Source organism: Lacticaseibacillus sp. YLM2-1 (genome assembly GCF_056583465.1).
In genome coordinates this window covers 44,393-62,894 of sequence record NZ_JBWOEE010000002.1, presented here as the reverse complement: position 1 = coordinate 62,894, position 18,502 = coordinate 44,393, and the positions used below count along the sequence as shown (strand labels likewise).

Annotated in this window: 14 protein-coding genes and 3 pseudogenes; 8 read left to right on the top strand and 9 right to left on the bottom strand. The window is 43.9% G+C overall.

What is annotated here, in order from left to right; genetic code table 11:
- The first annotated feature begins 6 nt into the window (after positions 1 to 6).
- Positions 7 to 794 (top strand): IS5 family transposase gene (locus AC07KQ_RS14490; protein ID WP_480156590.1). Its coding sequence is split into 2 segments (ribosomal slippage): positions 7 to 274 and positions 274 to 794, totalling 789 coding nucleotides; the frame shifts between segments, so codons are not numbered across the junction.
- A gap of 7 nt (positions 795 to 801) precedes the next feature.
- On the opposite strand, the pseudogene AC07KQ_RS14485 reads toward AC07KQ_RS14490, so the two are convergent.
- Positions 802 to 1,104: pseudogene (locus AC07KQ_RS14485) on the bottom strand (glycosyltransferase family 2 protein); the annotation flags it as partial.
- Between the two features lie 342 nt (positions 1,105 to 1,446).
- On the opposite strand from AC07KQ_RS14485, the gene lacT reads away from it, so the two are divergent.
- The 4 genes from lacT (at position 1,447) to AC07KQ_RS14465 (ending at position 6,014) form a co-directional block, all read left to right on the top strand.
- On the top strand, positions 1,447 to 2,325 hold the full coding sequence (gene lacT, locus AC07KQ_RS14480; protein WP_335139947.1) for a transcription antiterminator LacT: 879 nt from the start codon (positions 1,447 to 1,449) through the stop codon (positions 2,323 to 2,325).
- Positions 2,326 to 2,445: 120 nt separating this feature from the next.
- Entirely contained in the window at positions 2,446 to 4,179 is a 1,734-nt protein-coding gene (locus AC07KQ_RS14475) for a lactose-specific PTS transporter subunit EIIC (RefSeq protein ID WP_016388685.1), read from the top strand.
- 26 nt (positions 4,180 to 4,205) lie between these two features.
- Positions 4,206 to 5,630, top strand: a complete 1,425-nt coding sequence (gene lacG, locus AC07KQ_RS14470; RefSeq protein WP_003589794.1) for a 6-phospho-beta-galactosidase — start codon at positions 4,206 to 4,208, stop codon at positions 5,628 to 5,630.
- 48 nt (positions 5,631 to 5,678) lie between these two features.
- A complete protein-coding gene (locus AC07KQ_RS14465) occupies positions 5,679 to 6,014 on the top strand; it encodes a PTS lactose/cellobiose transporter subunit IIA (RefSeq protein ID WP_020751461.1) in 336 nt (111 codons plus the stop codon).
- 330 nt (positions 6,015 to 6,344) lie between these two features.
- On the opposite strand, the pseudogene AC07KQ_RS14460 reads toward AC07KQ_RS14465, so the two are convergent.
- From AC07KQ_RS14460 to AC07KQ_RS14445, 4 genes and pseudogenes are all read right to left on the bottom strand, one after another.
- Positions 6,345 to 6,532: pseudogene (locus tag AC07KQ_RS14460) on the bottom strand (transposase); the annotation flags it as partial.
- 12 nt (positions 6,533 to 6,544) lie between these two features.
- A protein-coding gene (locus AC07KQ_RS14455) for an IS5 family transposase (RefSeq protein WP_095691935.1) occupies positions 6,545 to 7,332 on the bottom strand; the annotation gives its coding sequence in 2 pieces (ribosomal slippage) (positions 6,545 to 7,065 and positions 7,065 to 7,332; 789 coding nt in all).
- Positions 7,333 to 7,678: 346 nt separating this feature from the next.
- Complete coding sequence (locus tag AC07KQ_RS14450; protein WP_071799104.1) at positions 7,679 to 7,873, bottom strand: IS66 family transposase; 195 nt, start codon at positions 7,871 to 7,873, stop codon at positions 7,679 to 7,681.
- A 41-nt stretch (positions 7,874 to 7,914) separates the two neighbouring features.
- Positions 7,915 to 9,264, bottom strand: coding sequence for an FAD-dependent oxidoreductase (locus tag AC07KQ_RS14445; protein ID WP_049176631.1), 1,350 nt, complete (start codon positions 9,262 to 9,264; stop codon positions 7,915 to 7,917).
- Positions 9,265 to 9,730: 466 nt separating this feature from the next.
- On the opposite strand from AC07KQ_RS14445, the gene AC07KQ_RS14440 reads away from it, so the two are divergent.
- Together AC07KQ_RS14440 and AC07KQ_RS14435 are read left to right on the top strand one after the other, a co-directional pair.
- Positions 9,731 to 9,820: a putative holin-like toxin gene (locus tag AC07KQ_RS14440; protein WP_021353390.1), complete on the top strand. Its 90-nt coding sequence runs from the start codon at positions 9,731 to 9,733 to the stop codon at positions 9,818 to 9,820.
- A gap of 240 nt (positions 9,821 to 10,060) precedes the next feature.
- A pseudogene (locus AC07KQ_RS14435) lies at positions 10,061 to 10,984 on the top strand (Y-family DNA polymerase); the annotation flags it as partial.
- Positions 10,985 to 10,993: 9 nt separating this feature from the next.
- Here AC07KQ_RS14435 and AC07KQ_RS14430 read toward each other — a convergent pair.
- The 4 genes from AC07KQ_RS14430 to AC07KQ_RS14415 all read right to left on the bottom strand — a co-directional run bounded on the left by AC07KQ_RS14430 (position 10,994) and on the right by AC07KQ_RS14415 (position 14,579).
- Positions 10,994 to 11,781, bottom strand: a protein-coding gene (locus tag AC07KQ_RS14430; RefSeq protein WP_148214112.1) for an IS5 family transposase whose coding sequence is annotated in 2 segments (ribosomal slippage) — positions 10,994 to 11,514 and positions 11,514 to 11,781 — 789 coding nt in all. Because the reading frame shifts where the segments join, the coding sequence is not laid out codon by codon here.
- A gap of 157 nt (positions 11,782 to 11,938) precedes the next feature.
- A complete protein-coding gene (gene epsC, locus AC07KQ_RS14425) occupies positions 11,939 to 12,496 on the bottom strand; it encodes a serine O-acetyltransferase EpsC (protein WP_003586333.1) in 558 nt (185 codons plus the stop codon).
- Entirely contained in the window at positions 12,462 to 13,646 is a 1,185-nt protein-coding gene (locus AC07KQ_RS14420; RefSeq protein WP_003586331.1) for a trans-sulfuration enzyme family protein, read from the bottom strand. The genes epsC and AC07KQ_RS14420 overlap by 35 nt, the downstream gene beginning before the upstream one ends.
- Before the next feature lie 21 nt (positions 13,647 to 13,667).
- Positions 13,668 to 14,579, bottom strand: coding sequence for a PLP-dependent cysteine synthase family protein (locus tag AC07KQ_RS14415; protein ID WP_012807380.1), 912 nt, complete (start codon positions 14,577 to 14,579; stop codon positions 13,668 to 13,670).
- 742 nt (positions 14,580 to 15,321) lie between these two features.
- Between AC07KQ_RS14415 and AC07KQ_RS14410 the strand changes: the two genes are divergently transcribed.
- A complete protein-coding gene (locus AC07KQ_RS14410) occupies positions 15,322 to 18,489 on the top strand; it encodes a type I restriction endonuclease subunit R (protein WP_049176977.1) in 3,168 nt (1,055 codons plus the stop codon).
- Positions 18,490 to 18,502: the final 13 nt, after the last annotated feature.

Here is an 18,502-nt window from a genome sequence, read left to right as displayed (position 1 = left end):
TTTGTCATGCCAGATTATCCAAGCAATATTTCTCGAGCGCAATTTGCGTTAATACAACCTGATTTAGAAAACTTCCGTAAGCATACAAGACCGCGTCGTTATGATCTTTATGACGTATTCAATGCCATCCTTTACTCGCTTACTACAGGGTGTCAATGGCGTGAATTACCGCACGATTTCCCGGAATGGCATACCGTCTACCGCTATTACGATATGTGGCGAGATAAACCAGACCCGACAGCTGATTCGCTATTAGAAAGGCTTTTAAAAAAACTGTCGCTTCCTATCGTTTTGCACAGGGCCGATCGGCCCGAACGTCGTTTGTGATTGTTGATGCTCAAAGTGTTAAAACTACTGATTTAACGAAAAATAGTGGCTACGATGGCGGCAAAAAGATTTCAGGGATTAAGCGTCATATGGCGGTTGATATTAATGGTTTACCACAAGCCATTCTCGTGACACGAGCTAATGTATCAGATCGTTCAGGTGCATTGGCTATGTTTAGTTTGGCTAGCCAAAATTTAGAGCTGGTTCAGTATGTCATGGTTGATGGTGGCTACACTGGCAATGACTTTGCGGATCAGGTGAAGCTCATTTTGAATGCTAAGACGACGGTAGCTAAACGCAACGAGTTGCATATGTTCACGGTGTTACCGCAACGATGGATCGTTGAACGTTCATGGAGTTGGCTAGACAAATGTCGGCGACTTTGGAAAAACTGTGAACGCGCCCTTAACAGCAGTCTTCAAATGGTTGTATTGGCCTTCTTGAACATAGTTCTTAAAAGATGCTAGACAGGTTCTCAACAAACGCCACAGCTTGACCAGTGGCATGATCAATGCCAAAGTTTCGCGCAGCACCGATGCCACGATGGTCATTAAAACCGGTCGCGTGAAAATTAGGGATACCTTTAACAAAATCAGCCACTGTCTGAGCGGTACCATCAGTCGAGGCATCGTCGATGAGCCAAAGTTCAAAATCAATTGTTTGTTGCTGGATACTTTTTAATGTCTCAGGCAGATAATGACCTAAATTGTAAGTTGGCACAACGATGGTTAAATCTAAGTTCGACGTAATTGCCTCCTTGAAGCTCGTTTTGATCATTATCGTCAAATTAACGGAGGCGTCAAATAAAGTGATTCGTTTGTAGAGACATGACTAGCACTGATCATTAAAGAACAAAAGGCAACACAGATAATTGTCCTAAAAAACTGACGATGGCTTGCTGGATGGACACTGTTGAAAAAGAAAAAAGAACAGCAAACTAAAGATGCTACAAAAATAAAATAAAACGTTTACATTCTGTTCAGATATGGTACAATTTGTTTGTTGATAGGAATATTCAATGTGGATTGTGACTATTTAATTAGGCGAGACCACAAATCGCAGTGCTGATCGCAGCGCGTGATTTGTGGTTTTTTCTTTGCACTGGGAGGTGATGACAACTTGCCAAAAATAGCTCAGATTTTTAACAACAACGTGGCCTTGGTTGATCTAGACAACCGCGGCCAAGCCGTTGTAAGGGGACGTGGCATCGCTTTTCAGAAGAGGCGAGGAGATGTTATTCCGACAAAGCAGATAGAGAAGATCTTTTATCTAGCGAACGAGACTTCCCGACAAAATTTGTACTTTCTCTTAAAAAATATTCCGATTGACGTGGTGACGACTACCTATGAAATTATTGATGTTGCCCAGAAACAATATCGACTGAAAGTGCTTGATTATATCTACATTACCTTGAGTGATCATATTTACGAGGCATATAAACGCTATCAGGCAGGGACTTATCAAGAAACAATGGTACCAGATTTTCATATTCAATATCCGGCCGAATATGCGGTGGCTAAACAGGCACTGCAAATCATTGCCACGAACCTTGGCGTTCAGTTTCCACAGTCGGAAATAAAAAATCTGGCGTTGCACTTTATCAACGCTTCCGGCGAAGACGATGGCGAGCAGGTTTTTGGTAAAAGCAATGAAGCCTCACTTAGTCAACTTGTACAAGAAGTGTTGAAGCGTCATCACATTACTCGCTCTCATTCAAATGGCAACTACTATGACCGATTTATGATTCATCTCCAGTATCTCATCGACCGACTGCAGCGTGTTGATACATATGCCGTTACCATTGTCCCTGAGGTTGCCACTGAACTTAAGCAAAACTATCCGCAGTCTTACAAGATTGCCTCAGAAATTTTCGATGAAATTAAGGATCACCTCTATCGCAGTATGAGTGAGGACGAACGACTTTACTTCATCATCCACATTCAGCGATTGATAAACGAAGCACCAGCCCAGAATCATTCACAAAACGATTCATTATAACGCGCTCGCAGTCGTAGAAGCCTACACATAAGGGCTTTGAAGCAATCTACCAAAGATTGGGCCAGTTTGCTTCAAGCACGCTTATGCTTTGGCTTCCAAGCGCTCAGGAGGAAAAGACTCATGAATAAGGTTTTTGATAAATTAAAACCAATTTTTGAAGCCATCGCTGCTAACAAATATATTTCCGCGATTCGTGATGGCTTTATCGCATGTATGCCGATCATCATCTTCTCAAGTATCTTTATGATGGTTGCTTATGTTCCGAACGCTTGGGGGTTTTACTGGCCAGACAACGTAACGAATACGTTGATGGTTGCTTATAACTATTCCATGGGCTTGCTGGCACTGTTTGTGGCGGGAACGACTGCTAAAAACTTGACTGACAGCAAGAACCTTGAATTACCGAAAACAAATCAAATTAATCCAGTGGCCGTCATTGTGGCGTCTGAAATTTCTTTTGTCATTTTGTCGATCTTGCCGCTTAAAACCGGTGTTGACCTGACTTACATGGGGACTCAGGGATTGATCTGCGCTTATATCGTTGGGTTGATCGTGCCAAATATTTACTACGTCTGTATTAAGAACAATGTCACGATTAAATTACCAGAGCAGGTACCAGGTAATATCGCCCAGTCATTTAAAGACCTTATCCCGATGGGCCTTTCTGTGACAGCCTTCTGGCTTTTCGGTGTTGGCTTCAAAGCGGCAACGGGTACTGTATTGCCACGCTGGATCATTCAAGTACTTTCGCCGCTTTTCCAAGCCAGCGATTCTTATCTAGGCTTAGCCCTGATTGCTGGCGCGATGGCTTTCTTCTGGTTCTGTGGTGTCCAAGGCCCATCAATTGTTCAGCCGGCTGTTGTCCCGATTATGATTGCGAATACAGCAGCTAACTTGCAGCAATATCAGGCAGGGCAACATGTCTCGCACGTTTTGGCCATGAACACGATGGACTACGTCATGAATTTTGGTGGAACCGGATCAACATTTGTGGTAGCTTTCATCATGCTGTTTGCGGCCCGATCAGCGCAATTAAAAGCCGTTGGTAAGGCTGCCTTTGTGCCATGCACTTTCGGGGTCAATGAACCTGTTTTGTTCGGAATGCCGATTATCATGAATCCCATGTTCTTCATTCCGTTCTTAGCAACCCCGATCGTGAACGTTTGCTTATTCAAATTCTTTGTGAGTGTACTTGGCATGAACAGTATGATGTACACCATGCCATGGACAGTTCCGGGACCGATTGGGATTTTGATTTCGACTGGGTTTGCCCCGTTGGCTTTCGTCTTTGTTCTACTGACGTTGGTTCTGGACGTTGCGATATACTTCCCATTCATTCGCGTTTATGACAGCACACTCTTAGCTGAAGAAAAAGCTAAGGAAGAGGTCATTGAAGACGACGGCATGGCTGTTCTGGCGAGTGACACAGTGTCACCTTCTATCCCGACTGATTTGACTGTTGCGACTGCCACAGACGACGATGCGACCCATGTGTTGCCTGAAACAGCCCCATCTGCCCACGGTGAAGCCTATTTCAAACAAAATGAAGTTAATGTTTTAGTGTTGTGTGCTGGTGGTGGAACAAGCGGTATTCTTGCCAACGCGCTAAACAAACTGTCTAAGGAACGCGGTTTAAAGCTCTCGGCCGCCGCCCGCGCTTATGGACAGGATATGGATTTGATCAAAGATATGAACATGGTCATCCTTGCGCCGCAAATGGAAAGCATGAAAGGTAATTTAAAAAAGATCACCGATAAGTATGGCGTCAAGCTGGTCACAACAACTGGACGGCAATACATTGAATTAACCAACAATGGTGACATGGCACTTGATTTTGTTGAATCCAATCTTTGAGACACTTAACAGGAGGTTATTAAGCAATGAGTAAACAGCTACCTCAAGATTTTGTAATGGGCGGGGCAACCGCCGCCTATCAAGTCGAAGGAGCCACGAAGGAAGACGGTAAAGGACGCGTGCTTTGGGACGATTTTCTGGATAAACAGGGGCGGTTCAAGCCCGACCCGGCAGCGGATTTTTATCATCGTTATGATGAAGATTTGGCATTAGCGGAAAAATACGGCCATCAAGTGATTCGGGTGTCAATTGCCTGGTCGCGAATTTTTCCGGATGGTGCCGGGGAAGTTGAGCCACGCGGGGTTGCTTTTTACCACAAGCTCTTCGCGGATTGTGCCGCCCATCATATCGAACCGTTTGTTACGCTACATCATTTTGATACGCCCGAACGCTTGCACGAAGCCGGTGATTGGTTGAGTCAAGAGATGTTGGACGACTTTGTGGCTTATGCGAAGTTTTGCTTTGAAGAATTTTCCGAAGTGAAGTATTGGATCACCATTAATGAACCGACCTCAATGGCCGTTCAACAATATACAAGCGGGACATTCCCGCCTGCCGAGTCTGGACGTTTTGATAAGACGTTCCAAGCTGAACACAATCAAATGGTGGCGCATGCCCGTATCGTTAATCTATATAAGTCAATGCAATTAGGTGGCCAAATTGGAATTGTTCATGCGTTGCAAACTGTTTATCCCTACAGTGATAGCGCTGTGGATCACCATGCCGCCGAGTTGCAGGACGCTTTGGAAAATCGATTGTATCTGGATGGCACATTAGCTGGCGAATATCACCAAGAAACTTTGGCGCTCGTGAAGGAAATTCTGGATGCCAATCATCAACCGATGTTTCAATCGACGCCGCAGGAAATGAAGGCTATTGATGAAGCGGCCCATCAGTTAGACTTTGTTGGGGTCAATAATTATTTCAGCAAGTGGTTGCGTGCCTATCATGGCAAATCAGAGACCATTCATAATGGCGACGGCACCAAAGGCTCTTCGGTCGCGCGGCTGCAAGGCGTTGGCGAGGAAAAACTCCCAGATGGCATTGAGACGACAGATTGGGATTGGTCGATTTATCCACGAGGAATGTATGACATACTGATGCGGATTCATAATGACTATCCGTTGGTGCCAGTGACCTACGTGACAGAAAATGGTATTGGTCTTAAAGAAAGCTTGCCAGAAAATGCGACCCCTGACACCGTGATTGAAGATCCAAAACGGATTGATTATGTAAAGAAATATCTGTCCGCAATGGCTGATGCTATCCATGATGGCGCAAATGTCAAAGGTTACTTCATCTGGTCACTTCAAGATCAGTTTTCTTGGACAAACGGTTACAGTAAACGATATGGTCTGTTCTTCGTTGATTTTCCAACACAAAATCGTTATATCAAACAAAGTGCCGAGTGGTTTAAGTCTGTGAGTGAGACCCACATCATTCCGGATTAAAAAGTTTTTGGCTATTTAGACAGCAAGGATTGAATCGGAGGGAAAATGATGGCTACTAAAGAAGAAATTTCAATGGTTGGTTTTGCACTTGTGGCGTATGCAGGCGATGCTCGAACGGCTGCTGTGCATGCACTTGATGCCGCTGAAGCAGGCGATTTCGATAAGGCAAACGAATTGGTTGAGAAGGCCCAACAGGATATTAATGAAGCCCACAACCAACAGACCCAGCTTCTAAGTCAAGAAGCTGGCGGTGCTGAAATGGATGTCACCTTTATCATGGTTCATGGTCAAGATACGTTGATGACAACCATGTTGCTCATTGATGAATCACGCTACATGATTCGCATGTTTAAGCGGATCAAAGAACTTGAGAACAAGCAGTAAATGAGTCATCATCATTTCTCGATAAAATGATAGTCGAATCGATCAGCATTTCCTCCAAATGACGAACTTTGCTGTTAGCGCGTCCTCAATAATTGAACAGAAGTAACCCAAAAACTAGGCGCGTGGCACATACAGCGCCTAGTTTTTCTATTTCGGAAGTTTGTCAAATGGTGTTGAAGGATAGTTTCTATCCTTTGGAGATCTCCTCGTGTGGGAGATCTTTTTTGTTGTTTTATTAGTTGCGGCGTTTAATCTGGTGTGTTGTCTGAATATCGTACTTGAAGGCATAACAAATAAGCCTACCATCGTGACGTTATTGTGGTAGATAATCTAGGCAATCAGCTGGTAGACGCGTGTGAACATATTGGCCTGATTGGAGAAGCTATAACAAGCACGTTTGAGCTCCTTGATCTTACGGTTGATGCCCTCGGTCCGTTAGAGTAGGACGATTTGGCGGCGTTAATTACTCCATTAAGATTCTTTCGTAGGGTATGCATGGCCGTATCTAGAGGCGTGCCGTAAGAACCTGTCTAGTATCTTTTAAGAACTATCTTCAGGAAGGCCAATACCACCATTTGAAGACTGCTGTTAAGGGCGCGTTCACAGTTTTTCCAAAGTCGCCGACATTTGTCTAGCCAACTCCATGAACGTTCAATGATCCATCGTTGCGGTAACACCGTGAACGTATGCAACTCGTTGCGTTTAGCTACCGTCGTCTTAGCATTCAAAATGAGCTTCACCTGATCCGCAAAGTCATTGCCAGTGTAGCCACCATCAACCATGACATGCTGAACCAGCTCTAAATTTTGGCTAGCCAAACTAAGCATAGCCAATGCACCTGAACGATCTGATACATTAGCTCGTGTCACGAGAATGGCTTGTGGTAAACCGTTAATATCAACCGCCATATGACGCTTAATCCCTGAAATCTTTTTGCCGCCATCGTAGCCACTATTTTTCGTTAAATCAGTGGTTTTAACACTTTGAGCATCAACAATCACAAACGACGTTCGGGCCGATCGGCCCTGTGCAAAACGATAGGAAGCGACAGTTTTTTTAAAAGCCTTTCTAATAGCGAATCAGCTGTCGGGTCTGGTTTATCTCGCCACATATCGTAATAGCGGTAGACGGTATGCCATTCCGGGAAATCGTGCGGTAATTCACGCCATTGACACCCTGTAGTAAGCGAGTAAAGGATGGCATTGAATACGTCATAAAGATCATAACGACGCGGTCTTGTATGCTTACGGAAGTTTTCTAAATCAGGTTGTATTAACGCAAATTGCGCTCGAGAAATATTGCTTGGATAATCTGGCATGACAAACTCCTCAGTCGGTTTTCCACAATTCTACCAGATTCAGCAGATACTAGACAGGTTCTAAGCACTCCACAACGAACCGGGTTGAATCTTAACCATTGATGGTATCTCAGATCCCTGGGTTCAAACAAAAAAGCGGGCGACCAACGCAGTTTTCTGCGTTAGTCGCCCGCTTTGGTTTCTCTATTAAACACGACACGTGGCCTGAATTTCTGGAGCCCCCGGTAAATAAGCCTCAATATCTGGCGTGTTACGTTGCGTGTAAACCGTTAGTAATGGTTAAAAATACTTAAAGACGTCCAGTTTATTTAATTTTTCCATTTGTACAATACCAAACCAGATCGTATTAGCCTTTGCGCCTGCCGTTGGTTTTGTGAACAGACTTATTCTTTCGCACCAGCGTGGTAGAGTGGATCTGTTGCTCATCGTGGTTATTGTGTAAAGGTAGATCACAATGCTCAAAGATCTGGTAAACCCGGTCCTTTAGATTAAGGGCATTGTTAATCACATTGCGTAATAATTTTAACGGTGATTTCTTGATTGTTTCCTCGATTAACTAGTCGGCTTTGTGTTTCTAGTGCGTTAGCTTTTCACAACCGGGGTCTTAAAAAGATCATTCAAGGCTTCAGACATTGTTGGATGAGTATAGATCATGTCGCGTAATCTTTCGTAAGGTAATTTGGCCTTAATTGCCAATGCAATTAGATTGATGGTTTCATGAGCCTCAGCGGCATACAATGTTGCCCCTAAAATAAGGTGTGTTTTTTGATCAACGCTTACCTTATAAAGCCCGCGTTGATCCTCCAAGACACGGGCCTTTGGAATCGCCTTGACTGATAGCTTGAAGGTTTGTAAATCATAACCTGCACTCTTAGCTTGACGTTCATTTAAGCCGACGTTAGCCAGTGGTGGATTTAGGAACGAAGCAGTCGGTATCACCATTCGATCGGCCGTTGAGCGATCCCCCTTATCAAACAATTGATCTACAATAATACGAAAATCATCCAATGAGACATAAGTGAACATAGGACCGCCATTAACGTCGCCCAAAGCCCAAACGTTTTGTACTGTGGTCCTTAAATGATCATCGACCTGAATAGCACCACGACTGGTTAAAGCAATATCGGTATTTTCTAGCCCTAAACTATTTATATTAGGCCGCCGACCGACTGCAACTAATACCGCATCAAATTCCGCAGTGTTACTTTGATCACCTTGTTGATAATATAATGTAACCTTCTCACCATTATCTTTTACTTGAGTTAGTTGAGTCTCCGGTTTAATCTCGATCCCTGCGTCAGTCAGATCTGCTACGACCTCGGTCGCAATATCAGGATCTTCGCGCTCTAACAATCTGGTATGTTGGTCGAAAATCGTTACATGCGTACCAAAGGAATTAAACATTCCAGCAAATTCAAGGCCAATATAACCGCCACCAATAATTGCTAGTCGTTTCGGTTGTTTCTCCAATTCCATAGCTTCTTTAGACGTAAAAATCCGCTGACCGAATTCTAACCCTGGGATTGATGGCCAATTTGGAACCGCTCCAGTATTAATGAAGATGCGTTCACCTCTCACCTTCTTAGTTGTTCCATCACTCATTACGACTGCCAAAACATAATTGTCGATAAAACGTGCTGACCCATCCCAAATTGTTGCTAGTGGCTCATCAGCCACCATGTGATAGTTTTTGTCTCGCAACTGTCTAGTCATCTCACCACGCTTATTAACTGCCGTAGTAAAGTCTAAGCCACGTTGACCATTTAAAATTAAATTTTTAGATGGTAGGCAGCCAACATTGATGCAAGTCCCTCCATACATTTGTTTTGACCGTTCGATCAGAAGCACGGTCTCATCATGCTGCGCCAAGTACTTAGCTAATGTCTTACCCGCCTTACCAAATCCAATAATAATATTTTTAAATTTATCCATTGTTTTACCCGCCTTTTACTAGTCATTTGTTATTGCACTTATTATAAGTAAGTAAAGCGTCAAAAGCAAGTTATATGCTCAACTACCTATTTATCTGACTTGACTTTATAGTCATCATTTCACCATCTTATTTGTCTTTTACCACAGTTTTCCCTCTAGTAGCTGATTTTATGACCTTCTTTACTTTTATAATCGTACTGTCTGGTAGGGTTTGCGCCCGCTCTTGGACCGCCCTACTGGACGCTTGTTATTTCCCATTGCAGCAGTATTATTAGCCTTGCTTGCTGACCTTGCTAGTGTTGTAGCTTTCCTTTGCTGTCAAGAGCGGTTTTATTGCTCTTGGTTGATTTTTAATTTCCCTGTATAATGGATTGAGCAAGAAGTTTTAAGGGCGGTGGCTGTCTTTTCCCTTGTGAGGTGAGGCCCATGGGAACATGGAATAATCTTCAGGAAGGTTTCACAGTCAATGAGCGTCTTCCAGACACTCTCGTTGATGTTGCTGTTTGGCACGTTTTTAATCGCGCTACTCAGCTATATCGACAAGCACCACAAATAAAAAAGCCGCCCTGCGTAACTTTTGTCGGTTACAGGGCGACAATGTAGTTTTGTAATCTAGGCCACCGCCTTTGAAGCGGCTTGCACGGGAAGTCCTGTTCTAGCGGCGCTTCCTTTTTCTGTCTACATTATAGCATGACTATAATGGACTTTCGACTATTTTTAATCAACTTTCTGCCAGTTTTTAGGGAACACGCGTTTGCCTTCTGCGCTACAATACAGGTAAAAGCTAACGGAAGTGATGAAATTGTTTACTGATGATGAACCGCATGGCGTGTTCTTCTTAATTGATAACAAGTCCTTTTATGCTAGTTGCGAGGCCGTTACCCGGGGACTTAACCCCTTAAAAGTCCCATTAGTGGTCCTTGGTGAAGCTGAAAATACCAATGGTGGACTCATTTTAGCCACGTCACCCGAAGCTAAGCGCTTATTTCATCTTAAAGCCAACGTCTCCCGTAAACGTGACTTACCCAATGACCCCAGGTTGTGGGTCGTGCCACCGCGCATGAACCTTTATATTCAACGTAATTTGCAGATCAATCAGGTCTTTCATCAATTTACTACTGAAAAAGAGGTTTGGCCGTATTCAATTGATGAAAGCATTCTTGATGTGACCCATACTTGGCGGCTGTTTGGCAATTCCGTTCGCGAAGTGGCACGCTTGATTCAAAAGACAGTTCGGCAAAAGCTAGGCTTGTATACCACCGTGGGAATTGGTGACAATCCGGTGCAAGCTAAATTAGCCTTAGACCTTTACGCTAAACATAATCATGAATTGATCGGTGAAATCCATTACAAAACTGTGCCGGATAAAATTTGGTCAATTACTGAATTAACGGACGTTTGGGGGATTGGCCCCCGTATGGCGAAACGTTTGAACCGCCTTCACATTCACAATATGTATGAGCTAGCCCATACCAACCCTTATTTACTCAAACAGCAGCTTGGCGTCATTGGTAGCCAGTTATTTGCTACGGCCTGGGGAATTGATCGCGCAAAAGTCACGGAACCAATTAAGGTTAAAGCAGCTAGCCTGGGTAATTCACAAGTGCTACCACGGGACTATTTTAACCAAGCCGAAATCGAAACGGTCATTAAAGAAATTGGGGAACAGGTGGCGGCGCGGCTTCGGCACCACCATAAACTAGCGGGGTGTCTATCGCTAAGAACCCGTCTAGTATCTTTTAAGAACTATCTTCAGGAAGGCCAATACAACCATTTGAAGACTGCTGTTAAGGGCATGTTCACAGTTTTTCCAAAGTCGCCGACATTTGTCTAGCCAACTCCATGAACGTTCAACGATCCATCGTTGCGGTAACACCGTGAACATATGCAACTCGTTGCGTTTAGCTACCGTCGTCTTAGCATTCAAAATGAGCTTCACCTGATCCGCAAAGTCATTGCCAGTGTAGCCACCATCAACCATGACATACTGAACCAGCTCTAAATTTTGGCTAGCCAAACTAAACATAGCCAATGCACCTGAACGATCTGATACATTAGCTCGTGTCACGAGAATGGCTTGTGGTAAACCATTAATATCAACCGCCATATGACGCTTAATCCCTGAAATCTTTTTGCCGCCATCGTAGCCACTATTTTTCGTTAAATCAGTGGTTTTAACACTTTGAGCATCAACAATCACAAACGACGTTCGGGCCGATCGGCCCTGTGCAAAACGATAGGAAGCGACAGTTTTTTTAAAAGCCTTTCTAATAGCGAATCAGCTGTCGGGTCTGGTTTATCTCGCCACATATCGTAATAGCGGTAGACGGTATGCCATTCCGGGAAATCGTGCGGTAATTCACGCCATTGACACCCTGTAGTAAGCGAGTAAAGGATGGCATTGAATACGTCATAAAGATCATAACGACGCGGTCTTGTATGCTTACGGAAGTTTTCTAAATCAGGTTGTATTAACGCAAATTGCGCTCGAGAAATATTGCTTGGATAATCTGGCATGACAAACTCCTCAGTCGGTTTTCCACAATTCTACCAGATTCAGCAGATACTAGACAGGTTCTAATTATTTTCGACACAATAGTTAAATACGAAAAACACCTTGATGATATTTTTGCCAACTGGCAACTCTTTTCATCAAGGTGTTTTTCGTAAGTTATTAATTTTTAGTGGTTGACGTGTTTGTCGTGAAGGTCACGTTAATGACTTTAGCGGGTAACTTGTTAACGGTTCGGGCAGGGTTGCCGACCACTGTGGTTTTATCGGCCACGTTATTCAGGACAATTGCCCCTGCGCCAACTTTACTAAAGGCGCCGATCGTAATGGTGCCAAGCAATTGGGCGTTGGCACCAATGAATGCACCCTTTTTTACATAGGGATGTCGCCGACCTTCAACGGCCCTCCTAGCACCCAGCGTCACGCCATGCAGGATAGTGACGTCATCTTCAATCACGGCAGTGGCACCGATCACAACGCCAATCCCGTGATCGATAAAAACGCGCTTACCGATTTTGGCTTCCGGCGAAATTGAAATCCCGGTTACTTTGGCGGCATGTTGACTTAGGAACCCGGCAATTGTATAAAGTCGATGAAAAGCCATAAAGTGAGCGATTCGGTACCAAAACAGGGCCCGAATCCCCGGGTAGGTTAAGAGAACTTCTAAAAGACTGTGGGCTGCCGGATCACGCTTGAGAATGGACCTTGCTGTCTGAAACATTTTTCTTGCTCCTCTTAAGCTCATTGAAGCCGCGTTCCAAATCGGCTAACAAATCCTTTTGATCTTCAACGCCGACTGAAAGGCGAATTAACTCGTCTTTGATTCCGTTTTTCAACCGAATGTCACGTGGAATTGAGCCGTGGGTCATCAAGGCCGGAATTTCGATCAAGCTTTCCAGTGCACCCAAACTCTCGGCCAATGTGATAACGTGCAGTTGTTCAACAAATTGTTTTGGATCCAGTCCGTCCTGTAATTCAAAGGAAATCATTGCGCCAAAGCCGTGCATTTGTTTTTTGGCGACTTCGTAATCAGGGTTGTTCGGATCGCCAGGGTAGTAAATTTTGCTGACAAGTGGCTGGTTTGATAGATAATTGAAGACGGCTTCGGCATTGGCCAAATGAGCACGCATTCGAAGAGACAACGTTTTAATCCCACGTTGCAATAGCCAACTTTCCTGAGGGGCCAAAATACCACCAATGGCATTTTGAAGGTAACCAATTTTTTCGGCCAATTGATCATCTTTAGTGACGACCAGCCCGGCAATGACGTCGCTGTGACCACCAAGATACTTGGAAGCACTGTGAAGAACAATATCCACTCCCTGTTCCAGCGGTCGCTGAACGTAAGGCGAGGAGAAAGTGTTGTCGATAATGCTTAAAATTTGGTGCGATTTGGCAATCTTGGCAACCGCTGCAATATCGGTTACTCGTAAAAGCGGGTTGGTTGGCGTTTCCAAGTAAATTGCTTTGGTATTTGGCGTAATCGCTTCTTCAACAGCGGCCAGGTCGCGGGTGTCAACCACGGTAAAGGTCATGCCAAAGCGTTTTAAAACGGCGTCAATCAATCGGAAGGTACCACCGTAGACATCATTGCCAATGACGAAATGGTCGCCGGCGGAGAACATTGAGAAGACTGTGTCGATTGCAGCTGAACCGGAAGCAAATGCAAACCCGGCTGTGCCGCCTTCCAACTCGGCAATTAGTTTTTCAACTGCTTCTCGAGTTGGGTTTCCAGAACGAGAATACTCATATTGATTTTCACCGATTTTTTGCTGATGAAAAGTTGATGCCATATAAATCGGCACCGAAACTGCTCCGGTTGCTTTATCTTCGCTAATACCACCATGAATTAATTTTGTATCAAATTCCATTTTAATAACCTCACTTTATTTTTAATCATAAATATTTTCACTCATGTAACGTTCACTGCTATCTGGAAAAATTGTGACAATGGTACTATTCTCGGGAAGTGCCTTGGCAACCTTTAAGCTGGCAGCCAAAGCAGCCCCGCTTGAACTGCCAATGAATAATCCCTGCTTCTTGGCAAGCTCCTTAACTTGATGAAAGGCGTCGGCATCGGCAATTGTTAACGTTTTGTCGATTTGAACATCTTTAAAAAATGGTGGGACAAATTCAACACCGATGCCTTCAGTCCGATGGGGATGGGCAGGCCCACCATTTAGAATTGAGCCTTCAGGTTCCACAACGATGGTTTGAGTCGCCGGATTCTGCTCCTTTAAGTAACGAGCGACGCCTGCAAATGTCCCACCACTGCCCGCACCGGCAACAAAGGCGTCAATTGGGTCATTGAGGTCGTCAAGCAACTCTGGTGCCAGAGTGTGATAATAAGTATCAGGGTTGGCCGGATTTTTGAATTGCATTGGAACGAAACTGTTAGGAGTTTGATCGTGAAGCGCTTCTGCTTTTTCAATGGCGCCCTTGATGCCCTGATCACTGGGGGTGTTGATTAATTTTGCCCCTAAGGCTTTCATCAATTGTTGTTTTTCAAAACTGAACTTTTCCGGTACGACCAGAATGGTTGGCAAATGGTGTTGTTGAGCGGCAAGGGCAACCCCAATTCCGGTATTGCCGGCAGTAGGTTCGATAATTGTTGTTACACCTTCAGTTACCTGACCACGATTAATCGCATCTTGAATCATGTATTGGCCCAGGCGGTCTTTGATGCTGCCTCCTGGATTAAACATCTCCAGTTTGGCGTAAATGTGACTGTGATTTGGAATGTTGATTTGCAGATCAATCAGTGGCGTATGACCGATCAGTTCTGAAATGGAATGAATAAGCATAAATAAGATCCTTTCTAATCATTTGGAGCAGTGTTTAGCTGGCGGGATGCTAGGGGAAATGGCCGCAATAGATAGAAAAAGGGCGCGAAATTCTGAAATCCAGAATTTTCGCGCCCTTAGTTCAACTCCAGCCAAGTGGACATTGAACTCTTTTTAGGTCATGATTTCCCAAAAAACGTCAATGCTAACAGGCCGAACATCGCCAAAAACGCGTTGTTCGACAGCAACAATTAATCGCATTAAACATTGATTGACTCATCATGACACCTCCGAAATTTTTATTGTGATTAATGTACACAATTTCGAGACATATGTCAATCATTTTTGAGCTAAAAAATAAAAAAGTCATGATAAATAGTTGAAATTTCTAGTAGCTTGAAAATATTTTTTCTCTGGTGTTATTTTCAAATTCTGTTTCGTGAATGTTTTAATTTGCTTTTGTTATATTAGTTATATTGTTGATAAGATTGAATGTCATCTTATTCAGATAAGAGCGAGACATACTGCAAGCAAGAACATTGCTATATGTTTTTAAATTTAAACTATGAGGATCATATTAACCTTATTGGAACAGAGGTTTCGAATTTAATGGTTAGCTCAATGTTAGTTTCCTATTTTTTAGTTGTTTATCTTTTTCAGCTTTATTCTATCCCAGCTATATTAAATTATGAAGCCTAAACGCCAAGCGGTTCGCGTATAATAAACTAATGAGTAATTTAAAGGTGGGGGAAGGAATGTTTTTATGTTGGAACTGTCGTTTGAAAAAGAAGTTGTTAAAACCTTAACGACTGGAAGCAATCAATGGGTGGAACGCAAAGACCTATATGGTGCGACGCCGGATCAATTATGGGCTAATTTTCGTGATAAATTAAATAACAATAATTATGCTAAATTGCAGGGACACCCTTTAACTGATACCGAATTTAATCAGGTTAAACGGGCGATTGAGGTCCGGACACCTTACGAAGCAGCTAAGTTACTAGCCGCCGAAAATGGCATTGGCAAAGTTGAAGTTGAACGTGATGATGCTAAGCTGGGCACGGTGACGCTCGAGTTGTTTTGGAAAGCGGACGTTGCTGGCGGTAAATCTAGTTATGAAGTGGTACGGCAAGCAGTGCGACCACGGTTAGCTGGTACTCAAGATGTCGATCCTGATCGCCGTTTTGACGTAACCCTATTGATTAATGGGTTACCCTTAATTCAATTGGAACTAAAAAAAGCCACGGTCGAACTTAACCAGGCTTTTAATCAAATTGAAAAATACGCGCAGGAAGGTAAATATACGGGAATTTACTCGCTGTTGCAAATGTTTGTGATTATGACGCCGGATAGTACGGCGTATTTTGCGAATGCCGAACCGGATCATTTCAATAAAGCCTTTTTGTTCAATTGGCGAACGCGGGATAATCACCCCGTGGAAAACGGCTTAGCGTTCACGCGCCAAGTCCTTAATATTCCCATGGCCCACAAAATGGTCAGTGAATATACAGTCATCGACCAAGAGCGGCAAAGCTTAATTCTCTTACGGCCTTACCAGATTTATGCGATTGAAGCCGTGATGCACCGGATTCATGACCATCAAGATGGCTTTGTTTGGCATACCACGGGTTCTGGTAAAACACTCACCTCATATAAAACCGCTAAATTAGCTGCGCAAGATCCCGGTGTCGATAAGGTCATCTTCTTAGTTGACCGGCGGGATTTAGACGAACAGACAACCAGCAACTTTAGTGCCTATGCTGCCAATGACGATATTGCCATTAACGAAGCCCAAAATACCGGTGATTTAATGCGTAAGTTGCAACAAAATGACGGTAAGGTCTTGGTCACCTCGATTCAAAAGCTCCATCGGGCGGTCAAAAAAACGCAAGCCCAGCTGGCAACCGGTAAGCAATCCCGCTTTAGTAAGACTTTAAAGCAACGGGTGATCTTCTTTGTTGACGAAGCCCACCGGTCGCAGTTTGGTAAGATGCAAAAGGAAATTCGAGCAGCGTTTATCAATAGTAACTGGTATGGTTACACTGGCACCCCCATTTTTAATGAAAATAAGAAACAGCTCAAAGGTGATCTAGCAGTTACGACGGAGGAGCTATTTGGTAAAGTCTGTCATGTTTATAACTTGCGAGACGCCTTAGAGGACCAAGCCGTGTTACCGTTTAACGTGGAACACGTAACGACGATTGGGAAAGACACGTTAATAACCCGGGCCCTCGAAAAAGAAACTCAGCGCGTCAAAGCGCGTCGTGATAAGCAAGGCCGCCTGCTGAGTACAGCTGATGAAGCAAAAATTCAAGCCAAGATTCAAGCGATGTCAGTCAAGGACTTGGAAGAAACGTATTTAACTCCGGCTGACTTTGAGACTGATGAACATATCCAACAAGTTGTTCAATATATTTTACAAAAAGGCCCACGTAAAACCAGCTTGGGGCATGGCAACTACAATGCGATTTTAACCACCAGCTCCATTGAAATGGCGCAACGCTATTATCAAGCCTTTAAAGCCGCGAAAAAGACTACTCACAATCAGCTAGATCCTGATTGGCCCCGAATTGCGATTACTTATTCATTAAGTGAAAACGAAGATCAGAGTGCGCAAAAACATGACCAAATGGCCACCATTTTAAAAGATTATAATCGGCAGTATCACACTAATTTTGATTTAGCCGATTTGAATCTCTACAACGAAGATGTCGCAAAACGGGCCGCCCGGCGTGAGGCGGTCTTTGCTCATTTGAAACCGGATCAGGAAATTAATCTAGTGATTGTGGTGCGGCGGTTATTAACGGGTTTTGATGCCCCTCGGCTAAACACGCTCTTTGTTGACCGCACCTTAGCTTATCAAGAACTCATTCAAGCCTACTCACGCACCAACCGGCTCCAAAACCGGGAATTAAAACAAGAAGGCCAAATTGTGACCTTTCGGGTGCCAGCAATCATGGAAGCGAATGAACGTGAAGCTTATAAGTTATATAGTGGCGAAGGCTCTTTTAATGTCATCATTCGTCCCACTTATCAGCAGGCCGTCTTAAAATTTCAAAAGGCCGTGGACGATTTAAAAACCATTGCCCCGACGCCGACGGCGGCCGATGACCTGAAAGGAACCACTGCCAAGGTGCAATTTGTGAAAGCATTTCGCCAAGTGAATCAGCAATTGAATTCCTTATCGATGTACAACGATTTCACTTGGGAAAACAGTGAAAAGGCCTTTGGTATCGCTCAGCCCGAAGTAGAATCCTATACGGGTAAATATCTGCGGATTAAAGCGGCGGTTACTAACCAAGAGCCTGAGAAAGTCCCCGAAGAATTAGCTGCCTTAGACTTTTCCCTAGCCGTTGGTTCAGTCGTCTTGGTGGATTATGATTATTTGACGCAATTAATTCAAGATTGGATTGATGAACAGCAACAGTACACGACACCTGAGCAAGCCCAAGCCCATATGACCGATTACCTGCAAAATAGTGCCAAAGTACAATCTAGTTTGAATAAATTAGCGGAAACGCAACCGCAACAGGCTCAATTAATTCGCGAAGCCATGCCCTATATTGAGCAAAAAATGCAACAGTCTCAGCAACAGAGTGACCAAAATCAAGCGCCAGTAGCGTTGAACGCTCGGGAGTTGGTGGCTGATTACGCCCAGAGACAATTGGTCAAAAAAACGTCGGTATTCGCCCACACGTGGGGCTTAGATCAAACAGCCCTATTGCGGGTGGCGCGTGAACACACCGTAGGTACTGATGAATGGCATCATGAACAAGAATTAACGCAGTCAGCGAATTTAGCAGCGGCCTTACAAGCTCAAACTGCCACTGGACCGAAGATTCCAGCTATTTTACCACTATACCGGATTAAGTCCCAGGCCGCTTGGCGACAGTTTATTGAACACGATTTAGCAATTTATCTACAAAAATAAGTGAGGTTAAACA